The organism is Ferrimonas marina, from assembly GCF_900129905.1.
Classification (GTDB): Bacteria; Pseudomonadota; Gammaproteobacteria; order Enterobacterales; family Shewanellaceae; genus Ferrimonas; species Ferrimonas marina.
The window spans coordinates 164,769-190,332 of the sequence record NZ_FQXG01000002.1; the positions used below are offsets into that span (position 1 = coordinate 164,769).

23 protein-coding genes are annotated in these 25,564 nt (G+C 62.2%); 10 read left to right on the forward strand and 13 right to left on the reverse strand.

Annotated features, from left to right (window positions below; translation table 11 throughout):
- Positions 1-68 precede the first annotated feature (68 nt).
- From BUC04_RS04440 to BUC04_RS04460, 5 genes are read left to right on the forward strand one after another with little or no spacing between them, the layout of a single operon-like run.
- Entirely contained in the window at positions 69-1,430 is a 1,362-nt protein-coding gene (locus tag BUC04_RS04440; protein ID WP_067657699.1) for an NfeD family protein, read from the forward strand.
- On the forward strand, positions 1,427-2,209 hold the full coding sequence (locus BUC04_RS04445) for a slipin family protein (protein ID WP_067657696.1): 783 nt from the start codon (positions 1,427-1,429) through the stop codon (positions 2,207-2,209). The genes BUC04_RS04440 and BUC04_RS04445 overlap by 4 nt, the downstream gene beginning before the upstream one ends.
- A gap of 37 nt (positions 2,210-2,246) precedes the next feature.
- A complete protein-coding gene (locus BUC04_RS04450) occupies positions 2,247-3,155 on the forward strand; it encodes an AAA family ATPase (protein ID WP_067657693.1) in 909 nt (302 codons plus the stop codon).
- On the forward strand, positions 3,152-4,084 hold the full coding sequence (locus tag BUC04_RS04455; protein WP_067657690.1) for a DUF58 domain-containing protein: 933 nt from the start codon (positions 3,152-3,154) through the stop codon (positions 4,082-4,084). The genes BUC04_RS04450 and BUC04_RS04455 overlap by 4 nt, the downstream gene beginning before the upstream one ends.
- On the forward strand, positions 4,081-6,072 hold the full coding sequence (locus tag BUC04_RS04460; protein WP_067657687.1) for a transglutaminase TgpA family protein: 1,992 nt from the start codon (positions 4,081-4,083) through the stop codon (positions 6,070-6,072). Before BUC04_RS04455 ends, BUC04_RS04460 begins: the two co-directional genes overlap by 4 nt.
- Here the strand turns inward: BUC04_RS04460 and BUC04_RS04465 are convergent.
- Both BUC04_RS04465 and BUC04_RS04470 read right to left on the reverse strand, forming a co-directional pair.
- Positions 6,014-7,531 (reverse strand): MltF family protein, encoded by a 1,518-nt coding sequence (locus BUC04_RS04465; RefSeq protein WP_067657684.1) that lies wholly within the window; start codon positions 7,529-7,531, stop codon positions 6,014-6,016. The two genes, BUC04_RS04460 and BUC04_RS04465, sit on opposite strands and share 59 nt — an antisense overlap.
- 98 nt (positions 7,532-7,629) lie before the next feature.
- Positions 7,630-8,985: a KamA family radical SAM protein gene (locus tag BUC04_RS04470; RefSeq protein ID WP_067657681.1), complete on the reverse strand. Its 1,356-nt coding sequence runs from the start codon at positions 8,983-8,985 to the stop codon at positions 7,630-7,632.
- 198 nt (positions 8,986-9,183) lie between these two features.
- Here BUC04_RS04470 and sbcB point away from each other — a divergent pair, with 198 nt between their 5' ends.
- Both sbcB and cdd read left to right on the forward strand, forming a co-directional pair.
- Positions 9,184-10,602, forward strand: coding sequence for an exodeoxyribonuclease I (sbcB, locus tag BUC04_RS04475; RefSeq protein WP_067657678.1), 1,419 nt, complete (start codon positions 9,184-9,186; stop codon positions 10,600-10,602).
- 83 nt (positions 10,603-10,685) lie between these two features.
- Entirely contained in the window at positions 10,686-11,576 is an 891-nt protein-coding gene (gene cdd / locus BUC04_RS04480) for a cytidine deaminase (RefSeq protein WP_067657675.1), read from the forward strand.
- A 74-nt stretch (positions 11,577-11,650) separates the two neighbouring features.
- On the opposite strand, the gene BUC04_RS04485 is transcribed toward cdd, so the two are convergent.
- The 9 genes from BUC04_RS04485 to yceD all read right to left on the reverse strand — a co-directional run bounded on the left by BUC04_RS04485 (position 11,651) and on the right by yceD (position 18,886).
- A complete protein-coding gene (locus BUC04_RS04485) occupies positions 11,651-12,604 on the reverse strand; it encodes an NAD(P)-dependent oxidoreductase (protein ID WP_268762515.1) in 954 nt (317 codons plus the stop codon).
- Between the two features lie 153 nt (positions 12,605-12,757).
- Positions 12,758-13,996, reverse strand: a complete 1,239-nt coding sequence (gene fabF, locus BUC04_RS04490; RefSeq protein WP_067657668.1) for a beta-ketoacyl-ACP synthase II — start codon at positions 13,994-13,996, stop codon at positions 12,758-12,760.
- A 59-nt stretch (positions 13,997-14,055) separates the two neighbouring features.
- Complete coding sequence (gene acpP, locus BUC04_RS04495) at positions 14,056-14,289, reverse strand: acyl carrier protein (protein ID WP_067657665.1); 234 nt, start codon at positions 14,287-14,289, stop codon at positions 14,056-14,058.
- A 162-nt stretch (positions 14,290-14,451) separates the two neighbouring features.
- Entirely contained in the window at positions 14,452-15,198 is a 747-nt protein-coding gene (fabG, locus tag BUC04_RS04500) for a 3-oxoacyl-ACP reductase FabG (protein WP_067657663.1), read from the reverse strand.
- Between the two features lie 25 nt (positions 15,199-15,223).
- Positions 15,224-16,144 carry an ACP S-malonyltransferase gene (gene fabD / locus BUC04_RS04505; protein WP_067657661.1) on the reverse strand — a complete coding sequence of 307 codons (921 nt, stop codon included), beginning with the start codon at positions 16,142-16,144 and terminating at the stop codon, positions 15,224-15,226.
- A gap of 11 nt (positions 16,145-16,155) precedes the next feature.
- Positions 16,156-17,118, reverse strand: coding sequence for a beta-ketoacyl-ACP synthase III (locus tag BUC04_RS04510; RefSeq protein ID WP_067657659.1), 963 nt, complete (start codon positions 17,116-17,118; stop codon positions 16,156-16,158).
- A gap of 8 nt (positions 17,119-17,126) precedes the next feature.
- Positions 17,127-18,152, reverse strand: a complete 1,026-nt coding sequence (gene plsX, locus BUC04_RS04515) for a phosphate acyltransferase PlsX (protein WP_067657656.1) — start codon at positions 18,150-18,152, stop codon at positions 17,127-17,129.
- A 12-nt stretch (positions 18,153-18,164) separates the two neighbouring features.
- On the reverse strand, positions 18,165-18,335 hold the full coding sequence (gene rpmF, locus BUC04_RS04520; RefSeq protein WP_067657653.1) for a 50S ribosomal protein L32: 171 nt from the start codon (positions 18,333-18,335) through the stop codon (positions 18,165-18,167).
- Positions 18,336-18,352: 17 nt separating this feature from the next.
- Entirely contained in the window at positions 18,353-18,886 is a 534-nt protein-coding gene (gene yceD, locus BUC04_RS04525) for a 23S rRNA accumulation protein YceD (RefSeq protein WP_067657650.1), read from the reverse strand.
- 202 nt (positions 18,887-19,088) lie between these two features.
- Here yceD and BUC04_RS04530 point away from each other — a divergent pair, with 202 nt between their 5' ends.
- Complete coding sequence (locus BUC04_RS04530) at positions 19,089-19,682, forward strand: Maf family protein (protein ID WP_067657929.1); 594 nt, start codon at positions 19,089-19,091, stop codon at positions 19,680-19,682.
- A gap of 36 nt (positions 19,683-19,718) precedes the next feature.
- Entirely contained in the window at positions 19,719-20,069 is a 351-nt protein-coding gene (locus tag BUC04_RS04535) for an Mpo1-like protein (RefSeq protein ID WP_067657647.1), read from the forward strand.
- A gap of 19 nt (positions 20,070-20,088) precedes the next feature.
- On the opposite strand, the gene BUC04_RS04540 is transcribed toward BUC04_RS04535, so the two are convergent.
- Both BUC04_RS04540 and rluC read right to left on the reverse strand, forming a co-directional pair.
- Positions 20,089-20,733: an HAD family hydrolase gene (locus tag BUC04_RS04540; protein ID WP_067657644.1), complete on the reverse strand. Its 645-nt coding sequence runs from the start codon at positions 20,731-20,733 to the stop codon at positions 20,089-20,091.
- On the reverse strand, positions 20,730-21,692 hold the full coding sequence (gene rluC / locus BUC04_RS04545; RefSeq protein ID WP_067657641.1) for a 23S rRNA pseudouridine(955/2504/2580) synthase RluC: 963 nt from the start codon (positions 21,690-21,692) through the stop codon (positions 20,730-20,732). Before rluC ends, BUC04_RS04540 begins: the two co-directional genes overlap by 4 nt.
- A 568-nt stretch (positions 21,693-22,260) precedes the next feature.
- Here rluC and rne point away from each other — a divergent pair.
- Positions 22,261-25,560 carry a ribonuclease E gene (gene rne / locus BUC04_RS04550; protein WP_067657638.1) on the forward strand — a complete coding sequence of 1,100 codons (3,300 nt, stop codon included), beginning with the start codon at positions 22,261-22,263 and terminating at the stop codon, positions 25,558-25,560.
- Positions 25,561-25,564 lie beyond the last annotated feature (4 nt).

Sequence of the window (25,564 nt, forward strand, 5' to 3'; positions counted from 1 at the left end):
CGGCCAGTGAACAATCTTTGTCCGCAGCTGGTATACAGTTAAGAGAACGGGGTCCATCAGGAGGACCAATGCGCTACCTGCTGCTTTGCCTAATGTTATGGATGCCACTGGGTTGGGCCCAGGTGTGGGTGGTGCCGATCAAAGGGGTGATCGGTCCCGCCAGCTCCGAGCTGCTGATCAAGGAGCTGAGCCTGGCCCAGCAACAATCCGTCTCCCTGTTCGTCATTAAACTCGACACCCCCGGCGGGCTGGACACCGCCATGCGCGACATGATCCAGGCCATCACTCAAAGTTCGGTGCCCGTGGTCACCTACGTCACCCCCACCGGCGCTCGCGCCGCCAGCGCCGGCACCTACCTGCTATTGGCCAGCCACGTGGCAGCGATGGCACCGGGTACCAACCTCGGCGCCGCCTCGCCGGTAGCGGTGGGTATGCCCAGTCAACCCGGCCCGGGCTCGCGTCCCAGTGACGACGACCCCGAGGGGGATGAAGAGGGAGCCAATGAGGAAGAGGATAAGGCGGACAACAAGGTCAAGGCCGGCACCACCATGGAGAAGAAGGTGCTGAACGATGCCATCGCCTACATCCGCGCCCTGGCGGAGCTGCATGGCCGTAACGCCGACTGGGCCGAGACCGCGGTCAGTGAAGCCGCCAGCCTGGCCGCCAACGACGCGCTGGAGCAGGGGGTGATCGATATCGTCGCCCCCAACCTTAATGAGCTGCTGCAGCAGATCCAGGGCCGCGAGGTGCTGATCAACGGTCAACCCTTCGCCCTCAGCTTCAGCGGCGAGCCACAACTGCGTGAACCGGGCTGGCGTCACCGCTTCCTGTCGGTCATTACCAATCCCAATGTCGCCTACATCCTGATGCTGGTGGGGATCTACGGCCTGATCCTGGAGTTTTATAACCCCGGTGTTGGCCTGCCCGGCGTGCTCGGCGGGATCAGCCTGCTGGTGGCGATGTATGCCCTGCAGATGCTGCCCATCAACTACGCAGGCCTGGGGCTGATGCTGCTGGGAATACTGCTGATGATCGCCGAGGCGTTCAGTCCCACCTTTGGCCTGTTTGGCATTGGCGGGGTGATCGCCTTTGCCCTGGGCTCCACCATGTTGATGGACTCGGACTTGCCCGGCTACCAGATCGCCCTGCCGCTGATCCTCGGCCTGTCGGTCACCTCGCTGGCGGTGTTCAGCCTGATCCTCTCCATGGTGCTGCGGATCCGGCGACGACCAGCCACCACCGGCGATCCCCAGATGATCGGCGCCACCGCCACCGTGGTGGATGGCTTCCCCGGCGAGGGCCGGGTGCGCTACGCCGGCGAGATCTGGCAAGCCTACAGCGAACAGATCCTCACCCCCCATCAACCCGTGGCCATCACCGGGCGGCAAGGCATGACGCTGCTGGTTGGCCAGGACAAGGAGGCCTCATGATCCCCCAATACACCGCCCTGACCGTCCTGATTCTGCTGGTCGCCCTGCTGGTGACCATGTTCCGGATCCTGCGGGAATACGAGCGTGCCGTGGTGTTCTTTCTCGGTCGTTTTCAGACCGTGAAGGGCCCGGGCCTGATCATCATCATCCCCATCGTGCAACAGATGGTGCGGGTCGATCTGCGTACCATCGTGCTGGATGTGCCGACCCAGGATTTGATCACCCGGGATAACGTCTCGGTGCGGGTCAATGCCGTGGTCTACTTCCGGGTGCTGGACCCGGAGATGGCGATCAACAACGTGGAAAACTACCTTGAGGCCACCAGCCAACTGGCCCAGACCACCCTGCGTTCGGTGCTGGGGCAACACGAGCTGGACGAGTTGCTGGCGGACCGGGAAACCCTCAATCAGGACCTGCAAGGCATCCTCGATCAGCACACCGACAACTGGGGCATCAAGATCGCCAACGTGGAGATCAAGCACGTCGACATCTCCGAGTCGATGGTCCGTGCCATGGCCCGCCAGGCGGAAGCCGAGCGGATGCGTCGGGCCAAGGTGATCCACGCCACCGGTGAGATGGAAGCCTCGAAGAAGCTATCAGAGGCCGCCGCGGTGCTGGCCGATCAACCCAATTCGCTGCAGCTGCGCTACCTGCAGACCCTGACCGAGGTGGCCACCGACCGCACCAACACCCTGATATTCCCGGTACCCATGGATCTTATTGACCGATTCCGTGCAGCCACGGAACAAACTGGCGAATCCAAGGAACCTGACCAATAGTTGGGCCTGTATCTGAAGGAAAAACTAGGGTTAAAGAATGGAATCCGAACTTCGGCTGGCGCTGAGTCAGCTGGAACAAGTGTTACTGGACAAGCCTAAGGCGGTGCGGCTGTCGATGGCGTGCCTGTTGGCCGGGGGCCACCTGCTTATCGAGGACCTGCCCGGGATGGGCAAGACCACCCTTAGCACCGCCCTGGCCAGCACCCTGGGGCTGTCCTATCGACGGGTCCAGTTTACCGCGGACATGTTGCCAGCGGATCTGTTGGGGGTGAACATCTTCAACCAGGCCACCGCGCAGTTCGAGTTTCACCAGGGGCCGCTGTTCTGCCAGGTGCTGCTGGCGGATGAGATCAACCGGGCCAGCCCGAAAACTCAGAGTGCCCTGCTAGAAGCGATGGCAGAGAAGCAGATCAGCCTCGATGGCACCACCCACCCGCTGCCCGCCCCCTTTTTCGTTATCGCCACCCAGAATCCCACTGAGCAAAGTGGCACCTTCCCCCTGCCCGAATCCCAGGTCGACCGCTTCATGATGCGCCTGAGCCTGGGCTACCCCGGTGAAGCGGCAGAGCGCCGCCTGCTCAAAGGGGACCACCGTGCCGATGACCCGGCGGGACTCAGCCCGGTACTGACCCCGGAGCGTCTGCATCAGCTGGGCCAGGCGGTGTCCGCTATACGGGTCAGCGATGCGGTGCTGGACTACCTGCTGGCGCTGGTGAACTACTCCAGGCAGTGCGAGCGGGCGCTGCACCCGCTCTCGCCCCGGGCCAGCCAGGCCCTGTTGGCCGCTGCCAAGGCCTGGGCCCTGCTGGCGGGCCGGGCCTTCCTGGTACCGGAGGACATCATGGCGGTCTTTGCGCCGGTGACCCAACACCGCTTATGCCCGCAAAGCGCCGATCAGGGCCAGCTGCACGCCGAACATATCCTCAGTCAGGTTGCCCCGGCATGAAGCCAGGCACGCTGGGCCAACGGTGGTGGCTTGGCTGGCTGCGGCGACGCTGCCCGGCGCAGTCAAGTCAAGGGCTGTCACATCGCAGCGTGTTTGTGCTGCCCACCGGCAATGGCGTCTATTTCCTGGCGATGTGCCTGGTGCTGTTCCTGCTAGGCACCAACTACCAGAACAACCTGGTGCTGGTCCTCTCCTTTTTGCTGTTCAGCCTGTTCATCTCCGCCCTATTTATCGGCTTTCGTAACCTGGCGGGGCTGCAGATCGCCGCCACCGAGGTCAGCCCCTGCCATGCCGGTGCCCTGGCCCGGTTTGAGCTGAGCCTGAGCAGCCAGGTTAAGCGCTACGACCTGCACCTGGCCTACCCCTTGGGCCAACCGCGCCACATAGCGGTTTTGGATCAGGCCATGCTGCGCTGTGCCATGACCGTCCCTACCGCACAACGTGGCCACTTTCAGCCCGGCCGCCTCAAACTGCAAAGCCTCTATCCCCTCGGCCTGTGCCGATTCTGGTCGCAGCTGGATCTGGACCAGCATTGCTGGATCTGGCCCCAGCCCATTCCAGGGCCGGTTAAGCGGCTAAGCACTGGCAGCGGTGGCCTCGCCGCCCAGGGCGAGCTGGACGGTACTCTGGAGCGTTGGCAACCGGGCCATGGCCTGGGCCGGGTCGCCTGGAAGCAGCTGGCCCAATCAGGCCGCTGGCACGCCAAAACCCTGGCCCAGCCCAGCGATGGCGGCCAGCTCACTTTGGAACCCACATTGCCTTTGGAATCGGCCCTCAGTCACCTGTGCCATGCCCTACTAGCCCACCACCAGCGGGGGGAGTCGTTGCAATTGGTGCTGGGTCAACGCAGCTGGCCAGGCAGCGAACCGCACCAGCTGCAAGACTGCCTCAACCGACTGGCCCACTACCCTGCAGAGCCCGGGCCATGACCCTGACCCGCTCCGCCCAGTGGTGGCAACTGGTCAGCCAGGTAGGCCTGCTGCTGCCGCTGGCCGCCCAGGCGACGCCGGCGGTGATTGCCCTCTACCTGCTGGGCCTGCTTTGGCGCCTGGGCCTGCTGCTGGGCCGGGTCAGCAGCCCGCCTCGCTGGCTGGTGGGAACCCTGGGACTGGCTGCCACCCTGACCCTGGCCCTGCTATCGGACCAGCTGGGCGTGATGTCGGCACTGACCAACCTGCTGCTGCTGGCCTATGCCCTCAAGTCGCTGGAGTGTAAAAACGTCAGCGATCTCACCGTAGTGGTGCTGACCGGCTACTTCCTTATCGGCCTGCACCTGCTGGAGCGCTTCTCACCGATGGTGGCTGCCCACCTGTTGCTGCTGGCAGCCCTTAACACCGTACCCCTGCTGGCCTGCTACCGACCGGGTAGCGTGCTGAGCCAGCTGGGCCACACCAGTCGCCTGTTGGCACTGAGCCTGCCCCTGGCCCTGTTGCTGTTTGTGCTGGTCCCCCGCCTGCCGCCAATCTGGCACATGAACCAGCCGGGCCTGGCACGCACCGGCTTGAGCGACTCCATGGCGCTGGGGCAGATCGCCCAACTGACCCGTTCCGATGAACTGGTGATGCGAGCGGCGTTCGAGCACGGCCTGCCGACGCCACCGCAACGCTATTGGCGCGCGCTGATCCTGGATCAGTTCGACGGTCAGCGCTGGCACGGTAGCAGCGCCCGGATCAGCGAGCCGCCCCATTGGCCCGGCCCCAGTCAGGACTATCAGCTGCTGGTGGAGGCCACAGGTCAGCCCTGGTTGGCGGCGCTGCAATACAGCCGCAGCTCCGATCCCCAGGTCCAGCCGCTGGACCAGAACCGGCTTCGCTGGGCCCGACCGCTGACCCAGCGTCGGGTCATCACCATGGAACGGCCCCTGCTGTCACCACCGCCGGTGCCCTTGTCTGAAGCAGAGCGGCGACGCAACCTTGCCCTGCCCCACCATGGCAACCCCCGCAGTCGCGATTGGGCCTGGTCGTTGATGCGACGCTACCCCGAACCGCGGGACCGGCTGCAGGCGATCCTGACCGAGTTTCGCCAATCCCCCTTCCACTACACCCTGAAGCCACCCGCGCTGGGCCGGGATCAGATCGACAGCTTCCTGTTTGATACCCAGGCAGGATTCTGCGGCCACTACGCCTCCGCCTTTGTCTTCGTGGCGCGCGCCGCACAGCTGCCGGCACGGATGGTCACCGGCTACCAGGGCGGCGAGGCCAGCCCAGATGGCAAGCTGCTGTCGGTGTACCAGTACAACGCCCACGCTTGGGCGGAGGTGTGGCTCCCCGGCAGCGGCTGGACCCGATACGACCCCACGTCGGCCGTCGCCCCCGAGCGCATTGAGCAGGGCCCAACCGCCAGCCTGGGCCATGAGCCCTCCTTTCTGGCGGATGCCAACTCTCCCTGGCTTCGCTTTGGCCAGCACAGCCTGCTGTGGCCGATAAAGGGGTGGTGGAACCAGGTGGATTACCAGTGGAGTCGGTGGGTGATGGGATTTGACCGCCAGCAGCAGCGCCAGTTTTGGCAGACCGGGTGGCAGCCGCTGCTGCAGGGGCCCCTGCTGGGCATCATGTTGGGATTGCTGATGTTGCTGCTGTGGCGCGTACGCAGCACCCTGAGCGCGCTCACCGAGCCCGCCGGCGTGGCCCGACGGCTCTATCTGCGTGGCCAGCGCCTGCTTTCTCCCGGTCAGTTACAGGCGAGGGACAACGAGCCCCCGCTGGAGCACCTGCAGCGGCTGCAGAAGCAACAGCCAGCACTGGCGCACCTCTTCGCCCCGGTGTGCCACAGCTACCTGCGGCTGCGTTACGATCCTGACTGTCCGCCCGAGGAACTGGCACAGCTGAAACAGGCTCTGCAACGGCTACGCCAGCAGGTCAGGAGCGATCCTGCACGCTATGGGCGTCCTGCCAACGCTGACGGATCGTCGACCTAGCCTCCTGCTCCGCCAACACCCGCTTGTAGGACACAAAGTAGCGATACACGTTGGCCACGTAGTTCACGGTTTCGCCGCCGATCTGCGCCGCCACCAGATCCTCCACGTTGTTAAACCAGACATTGGGATCCAATCCCCGGGCCTCGGCTTCCCGCCGCAGTCGATTGATCCGGTTCGGTCCGGCGTTGTAGGCCGCCATGGCAAAGATCATCCGGTTGAATTCTGACAGCTCGCCGTCATCAAAGTAGCTGCGCCGCAGCAGGTCCAGGTACTTGGTGCCGGCGTGGATGTTGTTCTCGGTCAGGTGGATATCGGCGATATCGATGCGTCGATCCTTGGCGGTGGACGGCATCACCTGCATCACCCCAACCGCGCCCACCGGGCTCTTGGCGCCGGGATTGAAGCGGGACTCCTGGTAGGCAAACGCCATCAGCAGCACCCAGTCAAAGTCGTAGATCTGACCGTACTTCTCAAACAGGGGGATCAGCTCCTGGGCACCGGCAAAGGGCTGCTGCTGCCGCGCCTCCTGCAGCCAGGCATCCCCCCGCAGGTAGCGGCCGGTCACTATGTTGTAGAGCTTACTGCCCATCGGATGGGTCTGGACGTAGCTGTCCACCAACGCCTGCATCTTGGGGCTGTCCGGTCGCATCGCCCAGGCCACCTGGCCACCATCGCGCACCACCAGTTGCCCCTGCACCACCAGCTCCGGTAAGGCCCGCTGCCAAGGTGGCAGCTTATGATCGCCAATCACCGTGGCCGCCAGCTGGCCCAGCGCCACCATCTCCAGCAGGTCTTCATCCTCGAGGCGGGGATCGGCGAACTGCACCGTCAATTCCGGCAAACCGCGCTGAAACCGCAGTTGGTTCTGCTGCTGCAGGCTGTCATGGTAACTGCTGTCACGGCGGACGGTGATGGGACGGTCGTCCCAGTGATCCAGGCTGGACAGGGGCTGACTGTCAGGGCCGCTGACCACCAGCTCCCGCACCGGCTCAATCACCGGGATGGAGAAGCGTACCTGCTCGGACAGATCCGGGGTGATGGTAAGGTTGGCGAAGATGACGTCGCCCAGTCCCTGCAGCAGGTAGGGCACCAGCTGGTCGGTACGCACCGGGATCACCGTCACCTTAAGCCCCTCGGCCTCGGGACCGAGGTACTCCTCTAGGTGTTGCTCAAACAGACGGGTCAGCTCAAAGATCAGGCCGCTGGGCTGACCCTGCTCGATGTAGTACCAGCCCAGGGTAAAGCTGGTCAGCACCCGGATCTCACCACGCTGCAGCATGGCGTCCAGATCCCCCTGCCCCGGTTGCGCCAGTACCGGCCAGACGTCACTCAACTGGGCGGGACGGGTCCTTACCGGTGCCACCGCGCTGTCCGCAGGGGCAAACAGCTGCTCAAACTGAAGCCATTGGGGTGAACAGACCAACAGGCCTGCCACCAGCACAAGAATGCCAATCCGCATCGTTGCTCCGGTTCCAGCCCCATCTCGCCCATCCCTGGTCACTGCGGGGTCAATGATTGCAAGGGGTCCCCAGAGGATTGATCACATCGAATCCGGGCCTAGCCGCTGCCAGCGCACATCGCCTCGTACTCCTGTTGCCAAAAGAACTGCGCCTCGCCAAAGGCGGGCTTGAGATCGTCCAGCCAATAGGCCTGGGTATCGTACCGGGCAAAGAAGGGCCGGTAGGTCCAGGCCGGGTTGCGCGCCTGCAAAAAGCGCAGCACAAACACCTTCTCCCCGGCCACCTCGCAGATCCCCTGGATCTCGACCTTGCCCGGGCCGGCGCTCATGCTCGGCCCCCGCGCGGTGCGGGCCAGGCCGGAGACCTGACTGATGGCATCCCGGTAGATCTCATAGGCCCGATGCAGCGGCACCTCAAAGTAGTGCTTCGGCCCGGTATCCCGTTCGATGAAGAAATAGTAGGGTACGATCCCCAATTGAACCTGGCGACGCCACATCTGGGCCCAATCCTCGGCACTGTCGTTGATGTTGGCCAGCAGCGGGCCTTGCGAGCGGATGTTGGCGCCAGTGGCGCGGATCCGCCGCACCGCCTCCTCAAAGATCGGGGTCTCCATCTCGCGCCAGTGATTCAGATGGGCCATCACGGTGACGTGCTTGCCCGCTCGCACCAGCCGCTCGAAAAGGCGCAACAACTCATCGGCATCCTCATCGGTGACAAAGCGGTAGGGCCAGTAGGTCAGCGCCTTGGTACCGAAACGGACACTGCGCACATGGGCCAGCGATGGGGAGTCCAACAAGGGCGTCAGGTACTGGGCCAGCTTCTCGGTGCGCATCACCATGGGGTCGCCACCGGTCATCAGCAGATCGGTGATCTCCGGATGAGACGAAAGATACCCATGCAGCGCCGCCACATCATTGGAGTTAAAGCGCAGGGAGCGGCCGACAAACTGGGCCCAACGGAAGCAAAAGGTGCAGTAGCTATGGCAATACTGTCCCTGGGAGGGGAAGAACAGCAGGGTTTCCTTGTACTTGTGCTGCATCCCATCCAGCGACTCCCCCTGCTGCTTGGGCACGTTCAGGCTCATCTGGCCGGCGGGGTGGGGATTCATCTGCGCCCGGATCTGGGCGGCCAGTTGCTGGACCTGCTCGTTGCTGGGCCCGGAACGCAGCAGCTGCGCCATCCGTTCAAAGGCCGCGGGCCGCAGCATCTTGGCTTGGGGAAAGGTCAATCGAAAGATGGGGTCCTCTGGCACCCGCTGCCAATCGATCAGGTCATTGATCACATACTCATTAACCCGAAACGGCAGCACGCTGGCGACCACCCTCATGGCGAATCGCAGCGACTCGGGCAGCCCCTGCACCGGGGCGATCTTGTCCAGTTGACGATGTTGGTACACCTTGAAGCGGCGCTGCGGGTAGATCTGCAACGTCTCCAAATCCGTGGATTGATTCATTGGGTGACCTCAGTTAGTTAGCTTTGATTTGAATCTCACGTCATCCAGGCAGTGCAAAATGTTAACAAGTCTAGTCAGTGCAAACCGGGCGTGCCGGGCCAAAGCGCCGGTTTTACCAGCGTATAAGCCGGCTCTGGGTGCCTGAGTGCCTGAACCAACGGCGTTTTCTGATACACTGACATTTTTGCTCAGACCCGGATGCCGATGCGCCAAGACCAAACCCTGCTGTGGCACGATTACGAGACCTGGGGTGCCGAACCCAGCGTCGACCGGCCCGCTCAATTCGCCGCCATTCGTACCGATCTCGACCTCAACCCTATTGAGGATCCGGTGGAGATCTTCTGCCGCCTGCCCACCGACTACCTGCCCCAGCCTGAGGCACTGTTTGTCACCGGCATCACCCCGCAAAAGGCCAACCGGGTCGGTTTGGTGGAGGCGGAGTTCATCCGTAAGGTGCACGAGCAGATGGCCCGCCCCGGCACTTGTACCCTGGGTTACAACTCCATCCGCTTTGACGATGAGGTCACCCGCTACACCCTCTACCGCAACTTCTTTGACCCCTACGGCCGCGAGTGGCAAAACGGCAACAGCCGCTGGGATCTGATCGATCTGGTTCGCGCTTGCTATGCCCTGCGTCCCGAGGGGATCGAGTGGCCGGAGCGGAAGCCCGGCGTCCCCAGCTTCAAGCTGGAGCACCTGACCGCCGCCAATGGCCTCGACCATGGCAACGCCCACGATGCGGTCTCCGATGTGAAGGCCACCATTGCCCTGGCCAAGCTGATCAAGGAGAAGCAGCCCAAGCTGTACCAATGGGCCTTCTCGCTGCGGCGTAAGCAGGCGGTGGCGCAGCAGATCGACATCCTCAACCTCAAACCGCTGCTGCACGTCAGCTCCCGCTTCCCGGCGGCCCAAGGCTGTGCCGCCCTGGTGCTGCCGATGGCCTGGCATCCGGACAACAAGAATGCGGTGGCCTGCGTCGACCTGACCCAGGACCCGACGCCGCTGCTGGAGTGGGACATCGAGACCCTGCGGGAGAAGCTCTACCTTAAAGCGGAGCAGCGCCCGGAGGGGGAGCCGCGGGTACCGGTCAAGCTGGTTCACCTCAATCGCAGCCCCTTCATTGCCCCGGCTTCCACCCTGGACGATGGCAATGCCGAGCGGCTGGGACTGGACAAGGCCCGCTGCCGCGAGCACTACCGTAAGCTGCGGGAGCAGCACAAGCTGGTGCGGGAAAAGCTGCATGGCCTGTTCCTGGACTCGGCGCCGCCGCAAAGCGACGACAAGCCGGCGGAACAGAAGCTCTATGAGGGCTTTTTCAGCGACAGCGACCGGGCCCAGATGGAGCTGGTGCGGGATACCGCGCCACAGAACCTGTCCGCGCTGGAGCCGCAGTTCAGCGACCCGCGTCTGGCGCCACTGTTCTTCCGCTACCGCGCCCGCAACTACCCGGAAACCCTGTCGGAGCAGGAACTGCAGCGCTGGCATGAGCATTGTCACCAGGCACTGAACAATCCCGAGTACCTGTACCGGCTAGAACGTCTGTTCGAGCAGCACGGCAGTGACGAGGAGAAAACCCGGCTGCTGACCGCGTTGGGCCACTACCTGCGCAGCCTCTGATTGAGTTGCCCTCGTGAGCTGGCGCACACTAATGTGAGGCGCTTCACACTACACTATCGTCAGGTTCTGTTAGGAAGTTGACGATGACCCAACCCTTTTCTGAGGCGTTAGCCAGCCTGCCCGCCCCCCTCGCCCAGGCACTGGTCGAGGTGGTGGAGCAGCCCTTCACTGGTTACCTCAATCACACACAGCGCCAGGCGCTGGAGCAGCGCAGTGGCCTCAGCGGTAATGAGCTGCTGCTGGCGTTGCTGCCCTTGGCGGCAGACCTGGCCCAGGCACCGGTTTCCCACTTCAAGGTGGGGGCCATCGCCGTTGGCCACTCGGATGATCTCTACTTTGGCGCCAACCTGGAGCTGCAGGGACAAACCCTGTTCCACTCGGTCCACGCCGAGCAGGCCGCCATCAGCCACGCCTGGCTGGCCGGTGAGCCTGAGCTGAAGGCGATCGTGATCAACGCCTCCCCCTGTGGCCACTGCCGTCAGTTTATGAACGAGCTGCAGCACGCCAGCGCCTTGCAGGTGGTATTGCCTGAACAGGGCAGCCAGGATCTGCACCACTACCTGCCCTACGCATTTGGTCCTGCGGATCTGGGGGTGGAAACCGGACTGATGGCAGACCGGGTCAAGCCGCTGCAGATCCAGGGCGGCGACGCCGTGGTTCAGCTCGCCTGTGAACAGGCCGCTGCCAGTTACGCCCCCTACTCCCTCAGCCCCGCCGCTGTAGTGCTGCAGACCCGGGATGGACGCCAGTTTGCCGGCCGTTACGCCGAGAACGCCGCCTTCAACCCCAGCCTGCCGCCGATGCAGATGGCCCTCAGTGCCATGGCTCTGGCCAAGGTGCCGTTCAGCGAGATCCAGCGTGCGGTGCTGCTGCAGCTGGAAGGAGCACAGATCGATCAGAGCCACGCCGCCACCGCGGCCCTTTCAGCAGTCAGCGAGGTTGCCCTGGAGGTGGCCCTGGCCCGACCGGCCTGATGCCAGATCAACAACACCGCCCTCGGGCGGCGTTTTTATTGCTCTAGTAGCTACCGAGTCGGATGCTTACCGGCTCAGGCTTTATCCGAGCGGGTCAGGCGTGCCATCAGTGACGAGGTATCCCAGCGCTGGCCACCCATGTTCTGCACCTCGGCGTAGAACTGATCCACCAGGGCGGTCAGCGGCAGCTGAGAGCCGTTGCGCCGCGCCTCGGACAGGGCGATATCCAGATCCTTGCGCATCCAGTCCACCGCGAAGCCAAAGTCGTACTCGCCCTTGAGCATGGTGTGGGAGCGGTTCTCCATCTGCCAGGATTGGGCCGCGCCCTTGCTGATGACATCCACCACCGCCTCGCCATCCAGTCCCGCCTGCTGGGCAAAGTGCAGCCCCTCGGCCAGGCCCTGGACCACCCCGGCAATGCAGATCTGGTTAACCATCTTGCACAGTTGACCGCTGCCCACCGGGCCTAAACGCACCGCACTGCGGGCATAGGCATCCATCACCGGGGCTGACCGGTCAAAGGCGGCTTGCTCGCCGCCGACCATGATGGTCAACACGCCGTTTTCTGCCCCGGCCTGACCGCCGGAGACCGGCGCATCCAGGAAGGCCACCTGCTGCTTATCAGCCACCGCAGCCAGCTCGCGGGCCACGTCCGCCGACGCGGTGGTGTGATCCACCAGCACGCTGCCCGCCGCCATGCCCGCCAGGGCGCCGTCCGGCCCCAGCACCACCGAGCGCAGGTCGTCATCGTTGCCCACGCAGAGCATTACCAACTCGGCATCCCCCGCCGCTTCCGCCGGGGTCAGTCCCAGCTCACCACCGTGCTCAGAGACCCACTGCTGGGCCTTGCTCTGGGTTCGGTTATACACCCGCACCTGGTGCCCCGCGGCCACCAGATGCCCGGCCATGGGGTACCCCATCACGCCCAATCCAATGAAGGCTACCTTCGCCATCTTGCTTCCTCGCTGTCCTGATTTGGCTGCCGCGCACAATGACTTAGCGCTCGTGCTGGCGCGGCGACAGGCCATTGTTGGCCATTGCCCGACAATATACAAACCTCAACCAGCCTAACGAGCCTTGGCGGCCTGTCCGTGACCCGCGCCGTGAGCGGGATTTCTGCCGTGCCATAAGCCAAAAAAAACGGCTCCCCTTGGGGAGCCGTTTTCATCAAGCCTGAGACCTTAAGCGCGCTTAAACAGCAGCGAGCCGTTGGTGCCACCAAAGCCGAAGGAGTTACACAGGGCGTACTCCAGCTCAACCTTACGGGCCCCTTGCGGGTTGAAGTCCAGATCACAACCTTCGCTGGGGTTTTCCAGGTTGATGGTCGGCGGGACTTCCTGGTTGTGCAGCGCCAGGATGGTGAAGATCGACTCCACCGCACCGGCGGCACCCAGCAGGTGACCGGTCATGGACTTGGTGGAGCCCATGATCAGCTGGTAAGCGTGCTCGCCAAACAGCTGCTTCACGCCGTTCACCTCGGCGATGTCGCCGGCCGGGGTGGAGGTGCCGTGGGCATTGATGTAACCCACCGCGTCCGGGGCCACATCGGCGTCGTTAAGGGCATTGCGCATGGCCGCCGCACCGCCGCGACCGTCTTCCGGCGGCGACGTCATGTGGTGGGCGTCGCCGCTCATGCCAAAGCCGCTCAGCTCGGCGTAGATCTTGGCGCCACGGGCCTTGGCGTGCTCGTACTCTTCCAGTACCACCATGCCGGCACCGTCGCCGATAACGAAGCCGTCGCGGTCCTTATCCCAGGGACGAGAAGCCTTCTGCGGGTCGTCGTTGCGGGTAGACAGCGCCTTGGCGGAGGCGAAACCGCCCACACCCAGTTCAGTGGTGGCCATCTCGGCACCGCCGGCAATCATCACGTCGGCATCGCCGTAGGCGATCATCCGCGCCGCGTGGCCGATGTTGTGCACACCGGTGGTACAGGCGGTGGTGATGGCGATGTTCGGGCCGGTAAAGCCATACATGATCGACAGGTGACCGGCGATCATGTTGATGATGGTGGACGGCACGAAGAAGGGGGAGATCCGGCGCGGGCCGGACTTGCGCAGCTGGTCGTGGTTGTTCTCGATCAGCTCCAGGCCACCCATGCCGGCACCGATGGCGGCACCAATGCGATGGGCGTTGCTCTCATCGATGGTCAGGCCAGAGTCTTTCAGTGCCTGGATGGACGCCGCCATGCCGTACTGGATGAACAGGTCCATCTTTCGGGCGTCTTTCTTGCTCAGGTAGGCCTCAACGTCAAAATCTTTGACGGAAGCGGAGAAGCGGACGGCAAAATCGGTGGCATCAAACTGGCGGATGGGGGCAACACCACTTTGACCAGCCAGCAGGTTTTTCCAGGTAGTTTCTACATCGTTACCAACGGGCGTCACCGCCCCAAGGCCAGTAACGACAATACGACGTTTGGTCACAGGAACCTCCAAAACGCAAACAGGCGGCCGTAGCCGCCTGTTTCAAAAATTCGTTAGGCTTACTGGTTAGCCTGAACGTAGTCGATCGCAGCCTGAACGGTAGTGATCTTCTCAGCTTCTTCGTCCGGGATCTCGGTGTCGAACTCTTCTTCCAGAGCCATTACCAGCTCAACGGTGTCCAGGGAATCGGCACCCAGATCATCTACAAAAGAAGCCTCAGCTTTAACGTCTTCTTCCTTTACGCCCAGCTGTTCAACGATGATCTTCTTTACGCGTTCTTCGATGTTGCTCATGATTATTACTTTCCTGTTCAAGTACGCAGATGCGTCGATTTGCGGTTAGTGTATTCGATTCCAGAGACATTGCAAGCATTTAGCAGCGTGGTCAAACCACGAAAATGCAACCAATATCACGACTTATCGAACCCATTTCACCGCCTTTAGCCACACTGGCCGTTAGGCCATCACCATGCCGCCGTTGACGTGCAAAGTTTCACCAGTAATGTACCCTGCCCGATCGGATGCCAGGAACAGAACCGCGTCCGCGATCTCCTGCGCCTGACCCAATCGCCCTGCCGGTACCTGGCCCATAATAGCGGCTTTCTGGTCTTCGGTCAGTTCGTCGGTCATGTCGGTTTGAATGAAGCCCGGGGCCACAGCGTTCACCGTGATACCACGGCTGGCCACTTCCTTTGCCAGGGACTTAGTAAAGCCCAGCAGGCCGGCCTTGGCCGCCGCGTAGTTGGCCTGACCCGGGTTACCCATGGTACCGACCACGGAGCCGATGTTGATGATACGACCATGACGTTTTTTCATCATCGCCCGCAGTACCGCCTTGGAGGTACGGAATACCGAGGTCAGGTTGGTGTCGAGAATGTCGCACCACTCGTCCTCTTTCATCCGCATCATCAGGTTGTCGCGGGTGATCCCGGCGTTGTTCACCAGGATGTCGATGTCGCCATACTCGGCCTTGATACGCTCAAACAGGCCGTCGATGGACGCCTGTTCGGTCACGTTCAACACCATGCCGTTGCCGTGTTCGCCCAGGTATTCAGCGATGGCGGCGGCGCCGCGCTCACTGGTGGCGGTGCCAATCACCTTGGCGCCGGCGGCCACCAGCTGCAAGGCGATCGCCTTGCCGATACCACGGCTGGCACCGGTGACCAGCGCCACCTTGCCAGACAGGTCCAGGGTTAAACCCATAACGTCTCTCTCCCTTTTGTTGTTCTTAGGCTGACGGCAGATCCGCGGGGCCGTTAAGCGCCGCAGCCGTCAGGGATTTATCAATACGCTTAGTCAGTCCGGCCAACACCTTGCCCGGACCACATTCGAACAGTTGGCTCACCCCTTGCTCTGCCATCTTCTGAACCGTCTCGGTCCAGCGTACCGGGCAGTAGAGCTGGCGTACCAGGGCGTCCTTAATCGCCGCCACGTCGCTGGCCTCGGCCACGTCAACGTTGTTGATCACCGGGATGCTCGGTGCGGAGAACTCGATAGACTCCAGCGCCACCGCCAGTTTCTCCGCCGCCGGCTTCATCAGCTCGCAGTGGGAAGGCACGCTGACCGGTAGCGGCAGCGCGCGCTTGGCACCGGCGGCCTTACAGGCAGCACCGGCACGCTCAACCGCGGCCTTATGACCGGCGATCACCACCTGACCCGGGCTGTTGTAGTTGACCGGAGCCACCACCTCGCCCTCGGCGCTGTCGGCGCAGGCCTTGGCGATGGATTCGTCGCCCAGACCAATGATGGCGGACATGGCACCAACACCGGCCGGCACCGCCTGCTGCATCAGATCACCGCGCAACGCCACCAGTTTGACCGCTTCGGCGAAAGGGATCACCCCAGCACACACCAAAGCGGAGTACTCACCCAGGCTGTGGCCAGCCAACAGAGCCGGCGCCTCGCCACCGGCAGCCTGGTAGGCGCGCCAGGTGGCCACCGACGCGGTCAGCAGCGCCGGCTGGGTGTTCTGGGTCTGGTTCAGCTGTTCGGCCGGGCCGTCCTGCACCAGTTGCCACAGGTCAAAACCCAGGGCTTCAGACGCTTCAGCGAAGGTCTCGGTGACCACCGGGTGGGCTTCGGCCAGCTCGGCCAGCATGCCAACGCTTTGGCTGCCCTGACCGGGAAAGACAAATGCGGTTTTACTCATTGGGAATATCCTTAGTACTTAATCACGGCGGCGCCCCAGGCAAAGCCGGCACCGAACGCTTCCAATAACAGGGTCTGACCACGCTGAATGCGGCCGTCACGCACCGCCATATCCAGGGCGATGGGCACCGAAGCCGCAGAGGTGTTGCCATGGTGCTCCAGAGTCAATACCACCTGGTCCATCGACAGGCTCAGCTTCTTGGCGGTGGCCTTGAGGATGCGGTAGTTGGCGTTATGGGGCACCAACCAGTCGATGTCACTCTTGACCATCTGGTTGGCATCCAGCGCCTCTTCCACCACCTGCGCCAAACGGGTCACCGCATGGCGGAACACCTCGTTACCCTTCATCACCAGGTAATCGTCCTGGCGCTGCTGGGCTGCCTTGCTGCGGCTGGGGTTGGCGGTCTTGAGCAGCTCGGCCTGGCTGCCGTCGCTGTGGATGTGGGTTGAGAGGATGCCGGGAGCTTCGCTGGCCCCGACAACCGCAGCACCGGCACCGTCACCGAACAGGATGATGGTGGTGCGATCGTCCGGATCACACTGGCTGGACAGGGCATCGGCACCGATCACCAGCACCTTGCGGCACTGGCCGCTTTTAACAAACTGGTCAGCCACCGACAGGGCAAACAGGAAGCCACTGCAGGCTGCGGAGACATCAAAGGCCGGGCAGCCGGTTAGCCCTAAGCTGGCCTGGATCTCACAGGCGGCAGCGGGGAACGCGTTTTCAGCGCTGGTGGTGCCACAGACGATCATATCGATCTCGCTGGCATCGATGCCGGCGGCCTCGATCGCCTTGAGGCTGGCCTGGTAGCCCATGGTCGCCACGGTTTCACCGTTGGCGGCAATGCGGCGCTCCCGGATCCCGGTGCGTTCCAGGATCCACTCGTCGCTGGTGTCCACCATGCGCTCGAGATCGGCGTTAGTGCGCACCTGTGCGGGCAGGTAACTGCCGGTGCCCAAAATTTTTGTATGCATAAGGAGGCTTAAGATTTATCCAGTAGAACCGACTCGAGCCGGTCTTTGATCCGTCCCGGAACCTGCCGCTCGACCTCCACCATCGCTTCTTCGATGGCGCGCAGGAAGGCGGTTTGATCAGCGTTTCCGTGACTCTTGACCACGATACCGCGCAATCCTAACAGACTGGCACCGTTATACTGGTCGGGGTTCATTTGTTGATTCAGCTTGCGCAGCCGGCCTTTGAGTAACCAGGCCAAACATTGCGCTAATACGCTGCCTTTCACGCTCTGCCGCAGCTGGTCAAGCAGCAGGCGGGCGATCCCTTCCGTGGTCTTCAGGGTGACGTTGCCGACGAAGCCGTCGCAGACGATCACATCCACCTCACCGGTGAAGATGCCGTCACCCTCGATAAATCCTGTGTAGTTCAATTGCGGTGTCGCCTGCAGCAACTGGGCTGCCTGCTGCACCTGGTCGTTGCCCTTGATCTCTTCCGAGCCGACATTGAGCAGCGCCAGCTTGGGACGCTTGCGCCGGCCCACCCGCTCTGCCAGAACCGAGCCCATCACCGCAAACTGGAACAGGGTTTCGGAGTCACACACCACGTTGGCGCCCAGGTCCAGCAGGTAGACAGGTCGATTATTGGTGGTGGGCAGGGTGGCCACCAGGGCGGGACGATCAATGCCCGGCAGGGTGCGCAGCACCACTTTGGCCATGGCCATCAGCGCCCCGGTGTTGCCGGCGGAGACACAGGCATCGGCCTGGCCATCCCGAACCAGATCGAGGGCTAAACGCATGGAGCTTTGTCGCCGGGTACGCAGAGCCTGGACCGGACGCTCGGTCATGGGCACCACTTGTTCGGCGTGGAGAAGTTGCAGACGGGGAGATTCGGTGGCGTTGTGGCGTCGCAGTTGCTCGCCAACGGCGATGCGATCGCCCACTAGAACAATATTTAGGTGGGGATAATGCGACAGTGCCTGCAAAGCTGCAGGCACTGTGACATGGGGGCCGAAATCGCCCCCCATTGCATCTAACGCTAGGGTTAGATTGGACAAGCTGGTATCACCTTACAGGTTGATAACCTTCTTGCCACGGTAGAAACCGTCAGCAGTTACGTGGTGACGCAGGTGCTTCTCACCGGAAGTCGCGTCAACAGACAGCTGAGCAGTGGTCAGTGCATCGTGGGAACGACGCATGCCACGACGGGAACGGGTTACCTTGCTTTTTTGTACGGCCATAGCCCCAATCTCCTAGATTAATTTCGCTTAAGAGTTTCTAACACCGCGAACGGGTTCTTCGGTTGCTTATCAGCAGGCTTCGGTTCATTAACTCTGCCGACAACCACATCTCTGGACGCCATCTTGCAGCCCTCGCCATCGTGGCTGGCCACGATGGGGAAGCCCAACAGGACCTCATCCTCAATCAGTTGTTGCAGATGCACCTCGCCATTTTCGTCGAGTTCGACTGGCTCATAAGCATCCGGGAGCTCATCAATCTGTGATTCATCAGTCACAGGGCTGAATGCGAATTCAACCGCGACAGGATGTTTCATCGGTTCCATGCAGCGTTGACAGATCAGAGTGAGCTCCGTCACAGCCTTCCCCTTGAGGTAGACTATCCCCTGAACATCGACACCACATTCCACGGAAACGTCAACATCCGTGCAGTCGCCGGCGCTGGCCCCGTTAACACGCTTAAGCACCTTCGCCGGAAGGAGACCTTCGTAGCGTAGTTGCCGCTGAGCGCATCGGGCCGGATTCAGCGTTACCGGTATTCGTACTTTCTGCATAGGCCGCGGAGTTTATAGATAGAGCCCATCTGAGTCAAAACTATTTTAGCGGTTTTAGCCCCAGCTGGCGTAGCTTTATCCAGACCTGGAGCCTAGCAAAAAGACGTCATCGCAGGGCGGGGTTTTTACGTCTTTGCCTTGGTGCTGTCAATCCGCTTTGATAACCTTTGTTGACCGCTTCAACCGATTCTTTTTCTTCATGATGAACAAACAACTGGTGCTCGGCTCCACCTCCCCCTTCCGCCGCGAAATCCTCGACAAGCTGGGGCTGCCCTTTCTGTGTGACAAGCCGGAGGTGGATGAGACCCCACTGGCCGGGGAGAGCGCCCAACAGCTGGTGGGCCGCCTGGCCCAGGCCAAAGCAGAGGCGGTGGCGGCGCGCCACGCCAATGCGCTGGTGATCGGCTCCGACCAGGTGGCAGTGATCGACGGCCAGATCCTCGGCAAGCCGCACACCCACGACAAGGCGGTGGCCCAGCTCAGTGCGGCCAGTGGCAAAACCGTCACCTTTTATACTGGCCTGGCACTGGTGGACAGCGACAACGGCCGTGCCCAGATGGCGGTCGAGCCCTTCCACGTCCATTTCCGCAAGCTCAGTGCCGCCCAGATTGAAGGCTATCTGCAGGCGGAGCAGCCTTATAACTGCGCCGGCAGCTTCAAGAGCGAAGGGCTGGGGATCCTGCTGTTTGATAAACTGGAGGGACGCGACCCCAACACCCTGATCGGCTTGCCTCTGATCGCGCTCAGTGAGATGTTGGCAAACGAAGGGGTGGATGTGCTGACGCAACAGCGCTGAGGGACCGCCCGCTCAACTCAAGCTAAGGAGCGCAGCGTGGCCAAGCCGTTTAACCGATACAGCGAGTTCTACCTTTATTACCTCAGTGAACACCAGGACCCCCGATGTCGAGCCCTGCACTACATCGGCTCGTTCCTGGTGCTTGGGGAGTTGGCCTGGCTGACAGTCAGCGGCCTATGGGGTTACTGGTGGATACTGCCGCTGACCGGCTACGGCTTCGCCTGGCTTGGCCATTTCCGTTTCGAGCACAACAAGCCCGCCACCTTTAAATACCCGGTGTACAGCCTGATCAGCGATTGGGTGATGCTCAAGGACTGGCTCACCGGCCAGCTGCCCGCCAAGCTTGAGCGGGCAGCGAGCCTCAGCTCAGCCGGCCAGCAAGGCTAGCCTGCTCAGGATTCTTGTCTTAGAGGTGGTCTAGCAGTGCCAGCGGGCGATCAATGATGGCCAGTGGCTCGGCCTTGAGCAGGCTGGCCACCTCCCCTGCCCCGTAACTGACGCCTACCCGCTCGGCCCCCGCCCGGCGGGCCATCTCCATATCAAACCAGGCATCTCCCACCACCACACTGCGTTGCGGCGATACGCCCGCTTCCTGACACAGCTCCAGCACCATCTGCGGATGGGGCTTGGAGGCGGTATCAGAGGCGCTGCGGGTGTGGGAAAAGAAGTGGCGCAACTGGCTGCTGTCCAGCACCCGCTCCAAGCCATGGCGAGCCTTACCGGTGGCCACCGCCAGCGTTTGCCCACGGCCGGCCAGGGTTTCCAGCAACTCCGGTATGCCCTCAAACAGCGGTGACGGGGTCTGCTCCGCGTCCAGGTATTGCGCCCGGTAGTGATCGCGAAAGGCGGTGCGCTGGGTGTTATCCAGCTGCGGCGCCACCTGTTCGATGCAGGCCTCCATCGACAGGCCTATCATCCCCTTAATGGCGGAGGGAGCCGGCACCGGCAGCCCCATTGCCTGACTGGCCCCCTGCCAGCAGTGAACGATGCGATCGACGGTATCCATCACGGTCCCGTCCCAATCAAAGATCACCAGATCGAATCGGTTCATCGGCGCAGATTCTCCAGCAGGCGCTCCAGTTTGGGCTCCAACGGTGCTTCCACCACCAGTTCGTTCTCCTCCACCGGATGGCGGAAGGTCAGTCGGAAGGCGTGCAGGAACAAGCGGTTCAGCCCTTTGTTAGCCATCTGCTGGTCAAACTGGGCATCACCATAGCGCTCATCGCAGGCAATAGGGTGGCCGGCGTGCTGGGTATGCACCCGGATCTGGTGGGTACGGCCGGTGATCGGGCTGGCCTCCACCAGTGTGGCGCGCTCAAACGCCTCGGCGATACGAAAACGGGTTTCCGACGGCTTGCCCTTGTCGGAGACGATCACCGCCCGGATGCCGGTGGTCTGGGGCAGCTTCAGCAACGGCGCCTGCACCGCGCGGCGCTTGGGCGACCAACGCCCCTTCACCAAGGCCAGGTACTGCTTGCGCATGGTCTTGGCCCGCAGCTGGTCCTGCAGATGACGCAGGGCGGAGCGCCGCTTGGCCACCATCAGCAAGCCGGAGGTAGCGCGGTCGAGCCGGTGCACCAGTTCCAGATTGCGCTCCTTGGGGCGCAGCGCCCGCAGCGCCTCGATCACCCCGAAATTGACCCCACTGCCGCCGTGCACCGCAATGCCGGAGGGCTTGTTGATCACCAGCATCACCTTATCTTCGTAGACAATGTGCTGCTCCAGCGACGCCACCTTCTCCAGCTTGGCGGAAGGCAGGGCATCGGGCTTGGGCTCGGCCATACGGATGGGGGCGATACGGATCTGATCGCCATAGGCCAATTTGTATTCGGGTTTAATGCGCTTTTTATTCACCCGCACCTCCCCTTTGCGCAAAAGTCGATAAATCAGACTCTTTGGCACGCCTTTTAGGAAGGTAATCAGGAAGTTATCGATTCTTTGACCGGCATGGTCTTCGTCAATATCCAGCCATTGCACGGCGCTGGACTTGGGGGCATTAGTCTCTGTCATGGAAGATATTGTACCCGTTTCGTCGCAACGCCCCAAATGAGCGATGTTCTTCATTGCCCGTAAATTACAGAATTGCTATTCTTGTCGCACCGATGGTTGTTGCTGACTCAAACATAGTCGCCCAATCTCGGCCGGAACTGGAAGCGCATCGGGTGTCACGCAGTAATACGACCCCGTCAATTCGCCAGGTTGATAAGCCCGCATCAATACCCTTTTGCGGCCCAATCCAGGCCCATTTGCCATTGGCGACGCCCCACTCCACCGAATGAATTATTAAAGGTAAATCGTTACCGCTTCAGGTTTAGCCGGCCAACTCCGGCAATAGAGAATTTTTCCCAGGCGCTGGCAAGATTGGCGACTGGTGAGTGCTTCGGCACTGGACAACGGGGCCTAACAGGCGATTCGAACATCCGTGGCTGGCCCACGGCCGCCTGCTCTTGGTTACGGCGTGACTGCCGTCTGCCCCCTCCCCCAACCAGCCGTGAGGCTGCAACATCTTTGCCATTGGGGTGCCGGATGCGCCCGATGCTTAACCTGAACGGTGACTCTAAATGGACTCAGTCACCTAATGAAAAGAATGCTGATCAATGCAACTCAATCTGAAGAGTTGCGTGTGGCACTGGTCGATGGCCAGCGCCTGTACGATCTGGACATCGAAAGTCCCGGTCATGAGCAGAAAAAAGCTAACATCTACAAAGGTAAAATCACCCGCGTAGAACCCTCCCTGGAAGCTGCCTTCGTCGATTATGGCGCTGAGCGTCACGGTTTCCTGCCCCTCAAAGAGATTGCCCGCGAGTACTTCTCCGAATCCGCCTCCAAGGGTCGCCCCAGCATTAAGGAAGCGATCAAGGAAGGTCAGGAAGTGATCGTCCAGGTGGACAAAGAGGAGCGTGGTACCAAGGGCGCCGCCCTGACCACCTTCATCAGCCTGGCCGGTTCCTACTTGGTTCTGATGCCCAACAACCCCCGTGCCGGTGGTATCTCCCGCCGCATCGAGGGCGATGAGCGCTCCGAGCTGAAAGAGGCGCTGTCCAAGCTGACCGTGCCGGAAGGGATGGGCCTGATTGTTCGCACTGCCGGTGTGGGCAAAGCCGCTGAAGAGCTGGGCGAGGATCTCAACGTGCTGCTGCACCACTGGGATGCCATCACCCAGGCTGCCGGTGCCCGTCCGGCGCCGTTCCTGATCCACCAGGAAAGCAACGTCATCGTTCGCGCTATTCGTGATTACCTGCGCAGCGACATCGGCGAGATCCTGATTGACCATCAGCGCATCTTCGAGCAAGCCAAGGAGCACATCTCCCTGGTGCGCCCCGACGCCGTCAGCAAGCTCAAGCTGTACCAGAGCGAAGTGCCGCTGTTCACCCACTACCAGATCGAAAGTCAGATCGAATCCGCCTTCCAGCGTGAGGTTCGCCTGCCTTCCGGTGGTTCCATCGTTATCGATCCCACCGAAGCTCTGACCGCCATCGACATCAACTCCGCTCGCGCCACCAAAGGCGGCGACATTGAAGAGACCGCGCTACAGACCAACCTGGAAGCCGCCGATGAGATCGCTCGCCAGTTACGCCTGCGTGACCTGGGCGGCCTGGTGGTCATCGATTACATCGATATGGGCCCGGTTCGTCACCAGCGTGAAGTGGAAAACCGTCTGCGTGACGCGGTACGCCAAGACCGTGCCCGCGTACAGATCGGCCGTATCTCCCGCTTCGGTCTGCTGGAGATGTCCCGTCAGCGTCTGCGTCCTTCCCTGGGCGAATCCGCTGCACACCTGTGCCCGCGCTGTAACGGTCAGGGTAGCATCCGTGGCACCGAGTCCCTGGCGCTGTCCATCCTGCGCCTGATGGAAGAGGAAGCGATCAAGGAGAACACCTCCCAGATCGAAGCCCAGGTGCCCACCGATGTGGCCGCCTACCTGCTCAACGAGAAGCGCAAAGCGATCCGCATCATCGAGCAACGCCACAAGGTGGAGGTGTACGTCATCCCCCACCCGCACATGGAGACCCCGGCCTACAAGGTGGTACGTCACCGTAAGGACGACACCATCGCCGAAGCCAGCTACACCCTGGTGGAGCGTCCGGAGGCAAAACTGTACGAGCCGCGTAAGCTGGAGCGTCAGCAAGGCGACAAGCCGGCCCTGAGCGGTCTGGCCACCCCGGCGGCCCCGGCCGCAGCAGCCGCTGCCGCACAGCCGAAGGCCAAAGAGGAGCAGCCCAAGCGCGAAGAGCGCAAGCCGAAGAAAGCCAAGCCCCAGCCGAAGGCCAAGAAGGAAGAGGCCAAGCCCTCCTTGTTCGGTCGTCTGGCAGCGGCAGTCAAAGGCCTGTTCGGTGCCGAAGAGGAAGAGGCCAAGCCGGAGCCTAAGGGCCGTCGCGGTAACCAGCAGCGTCGTCGTGGCGAGCGCCAGGAGCGCGGTGAGCGTGGCGATCGCAACCGTCGCAACCGTCAGCGCAGCGGCGAGAAGCGTGAAGACAAAGAGCAGAGCCTGGAGGCCAACAAGGAGCGCCGTCGCAACCGTCGTGACCGTCGCGAGCGCACCGATGAGCCGCGTCAGGAGCAGCGTGCTGACAACCGTCGCAAAGACCGTGACGATCGTCGCCGCAGCGAGCGACCGGAGCAGCAGAACGAAGAGCGTAAAGCCAGCCGTGAGCGCCGCCGTAAGGAGGAGAAGCCGCAGGTTGAGCAGGTTGAGAAGGTAGAAGCCGCTCAGGTCGAGAAGAGCGAAGCGCCGGCGCAGAAGCGCGAGCGTCGCCAGCGTCGCAAGATGGACCGCTCCGTCCGCTTGGACAGCCGCAACACTGCCGCCCAGCCGGTCCAGGAAGTGGCCCAGCAAGCGGAAGTGGTTGCCGAGCGCGCCCCGACCAAGCCGGTTGACGCCGTTGAGCCTATCGCACCGGTACAAACCGGTGAGGCGATTGAAGCCGGCCAGGTTGAAGGCGGTGAAACCGAACTGACCCTGACCGATAACGAGCGCCAGGCACACCGTCGCTCCCGTCGCAGCCCGCGTCACCTGCGTGCCGCCGGTCAACGTCGTCGTCGCAGCCATCGCGACGAGGAGAAGGGCACTGATGCGGTAGCGGATGCCGAAAGCCTGCAGCAGGATCCGGTAGATGCACGCTACCCGGAAGAGCAACCGGCCGAGCAACAGCTGCAGATGCCGCTGGAGCAAGCCGAAGCCCCGGTAGAAGTCAAACCTGAAGCCCCCGCAGAGACCAAGGTTGAAGCCCCGGTAGAAGCCAAAGCCGAAGCCCCGGTAGAAACCAAAGCCGAAGCCCCGGTAGAAACCAAAGCGGAAGCCCCGGTAGAAGCCAAGACCGAAGCCCCGGTAGAAGCCAAAGCGAAAGCCCCGGTAGAAGCCAAAGCGGAAGCCCCGGTCGAAGCCAAAGCGGAAGCCCCGGTCGAAGCCAAGGCGGAAGCCCCGGTAGAAGCCAAGGCGGAAGCCCCGGTAGAGGCCAAAGTGGAAGCCCCGGTACAAGCCAAGGCGGAAGCCCCGGTAGAAGTCAAAGCGGAAGCCCCGGTTGAAGCCAAGGTTGAAGCCCCGGTAGAAGCCAAGGCAGAAGCTCCGGTTGAAGCTAAAGCCGAAGCGCCGGTAGAAACCAAGGCTGAAGCCCCGGTTGAAGCCAAAGCGGAAGCGCCGGTCGAAGCTAAAGCAGAAGCGCCGGTAGAAGCCAAAGCGGAAGCGCCGGTTGAAGCCAAGCCGGTCAAGCTGGACCTGAGCCGCGGCACTCAAGCTGAGATGGCCCGTCCTAGCAAAGAAGCGCCAGAGATGCCGCTGGTGGACGTTGCCGTTCCGGAGTTTGAGGCAAAGCCCAATGACTTCGCCAAGAACCGCTACGGCAAGATGGTCAACTCCAACATGACCCGCCCGGAGTAAATCC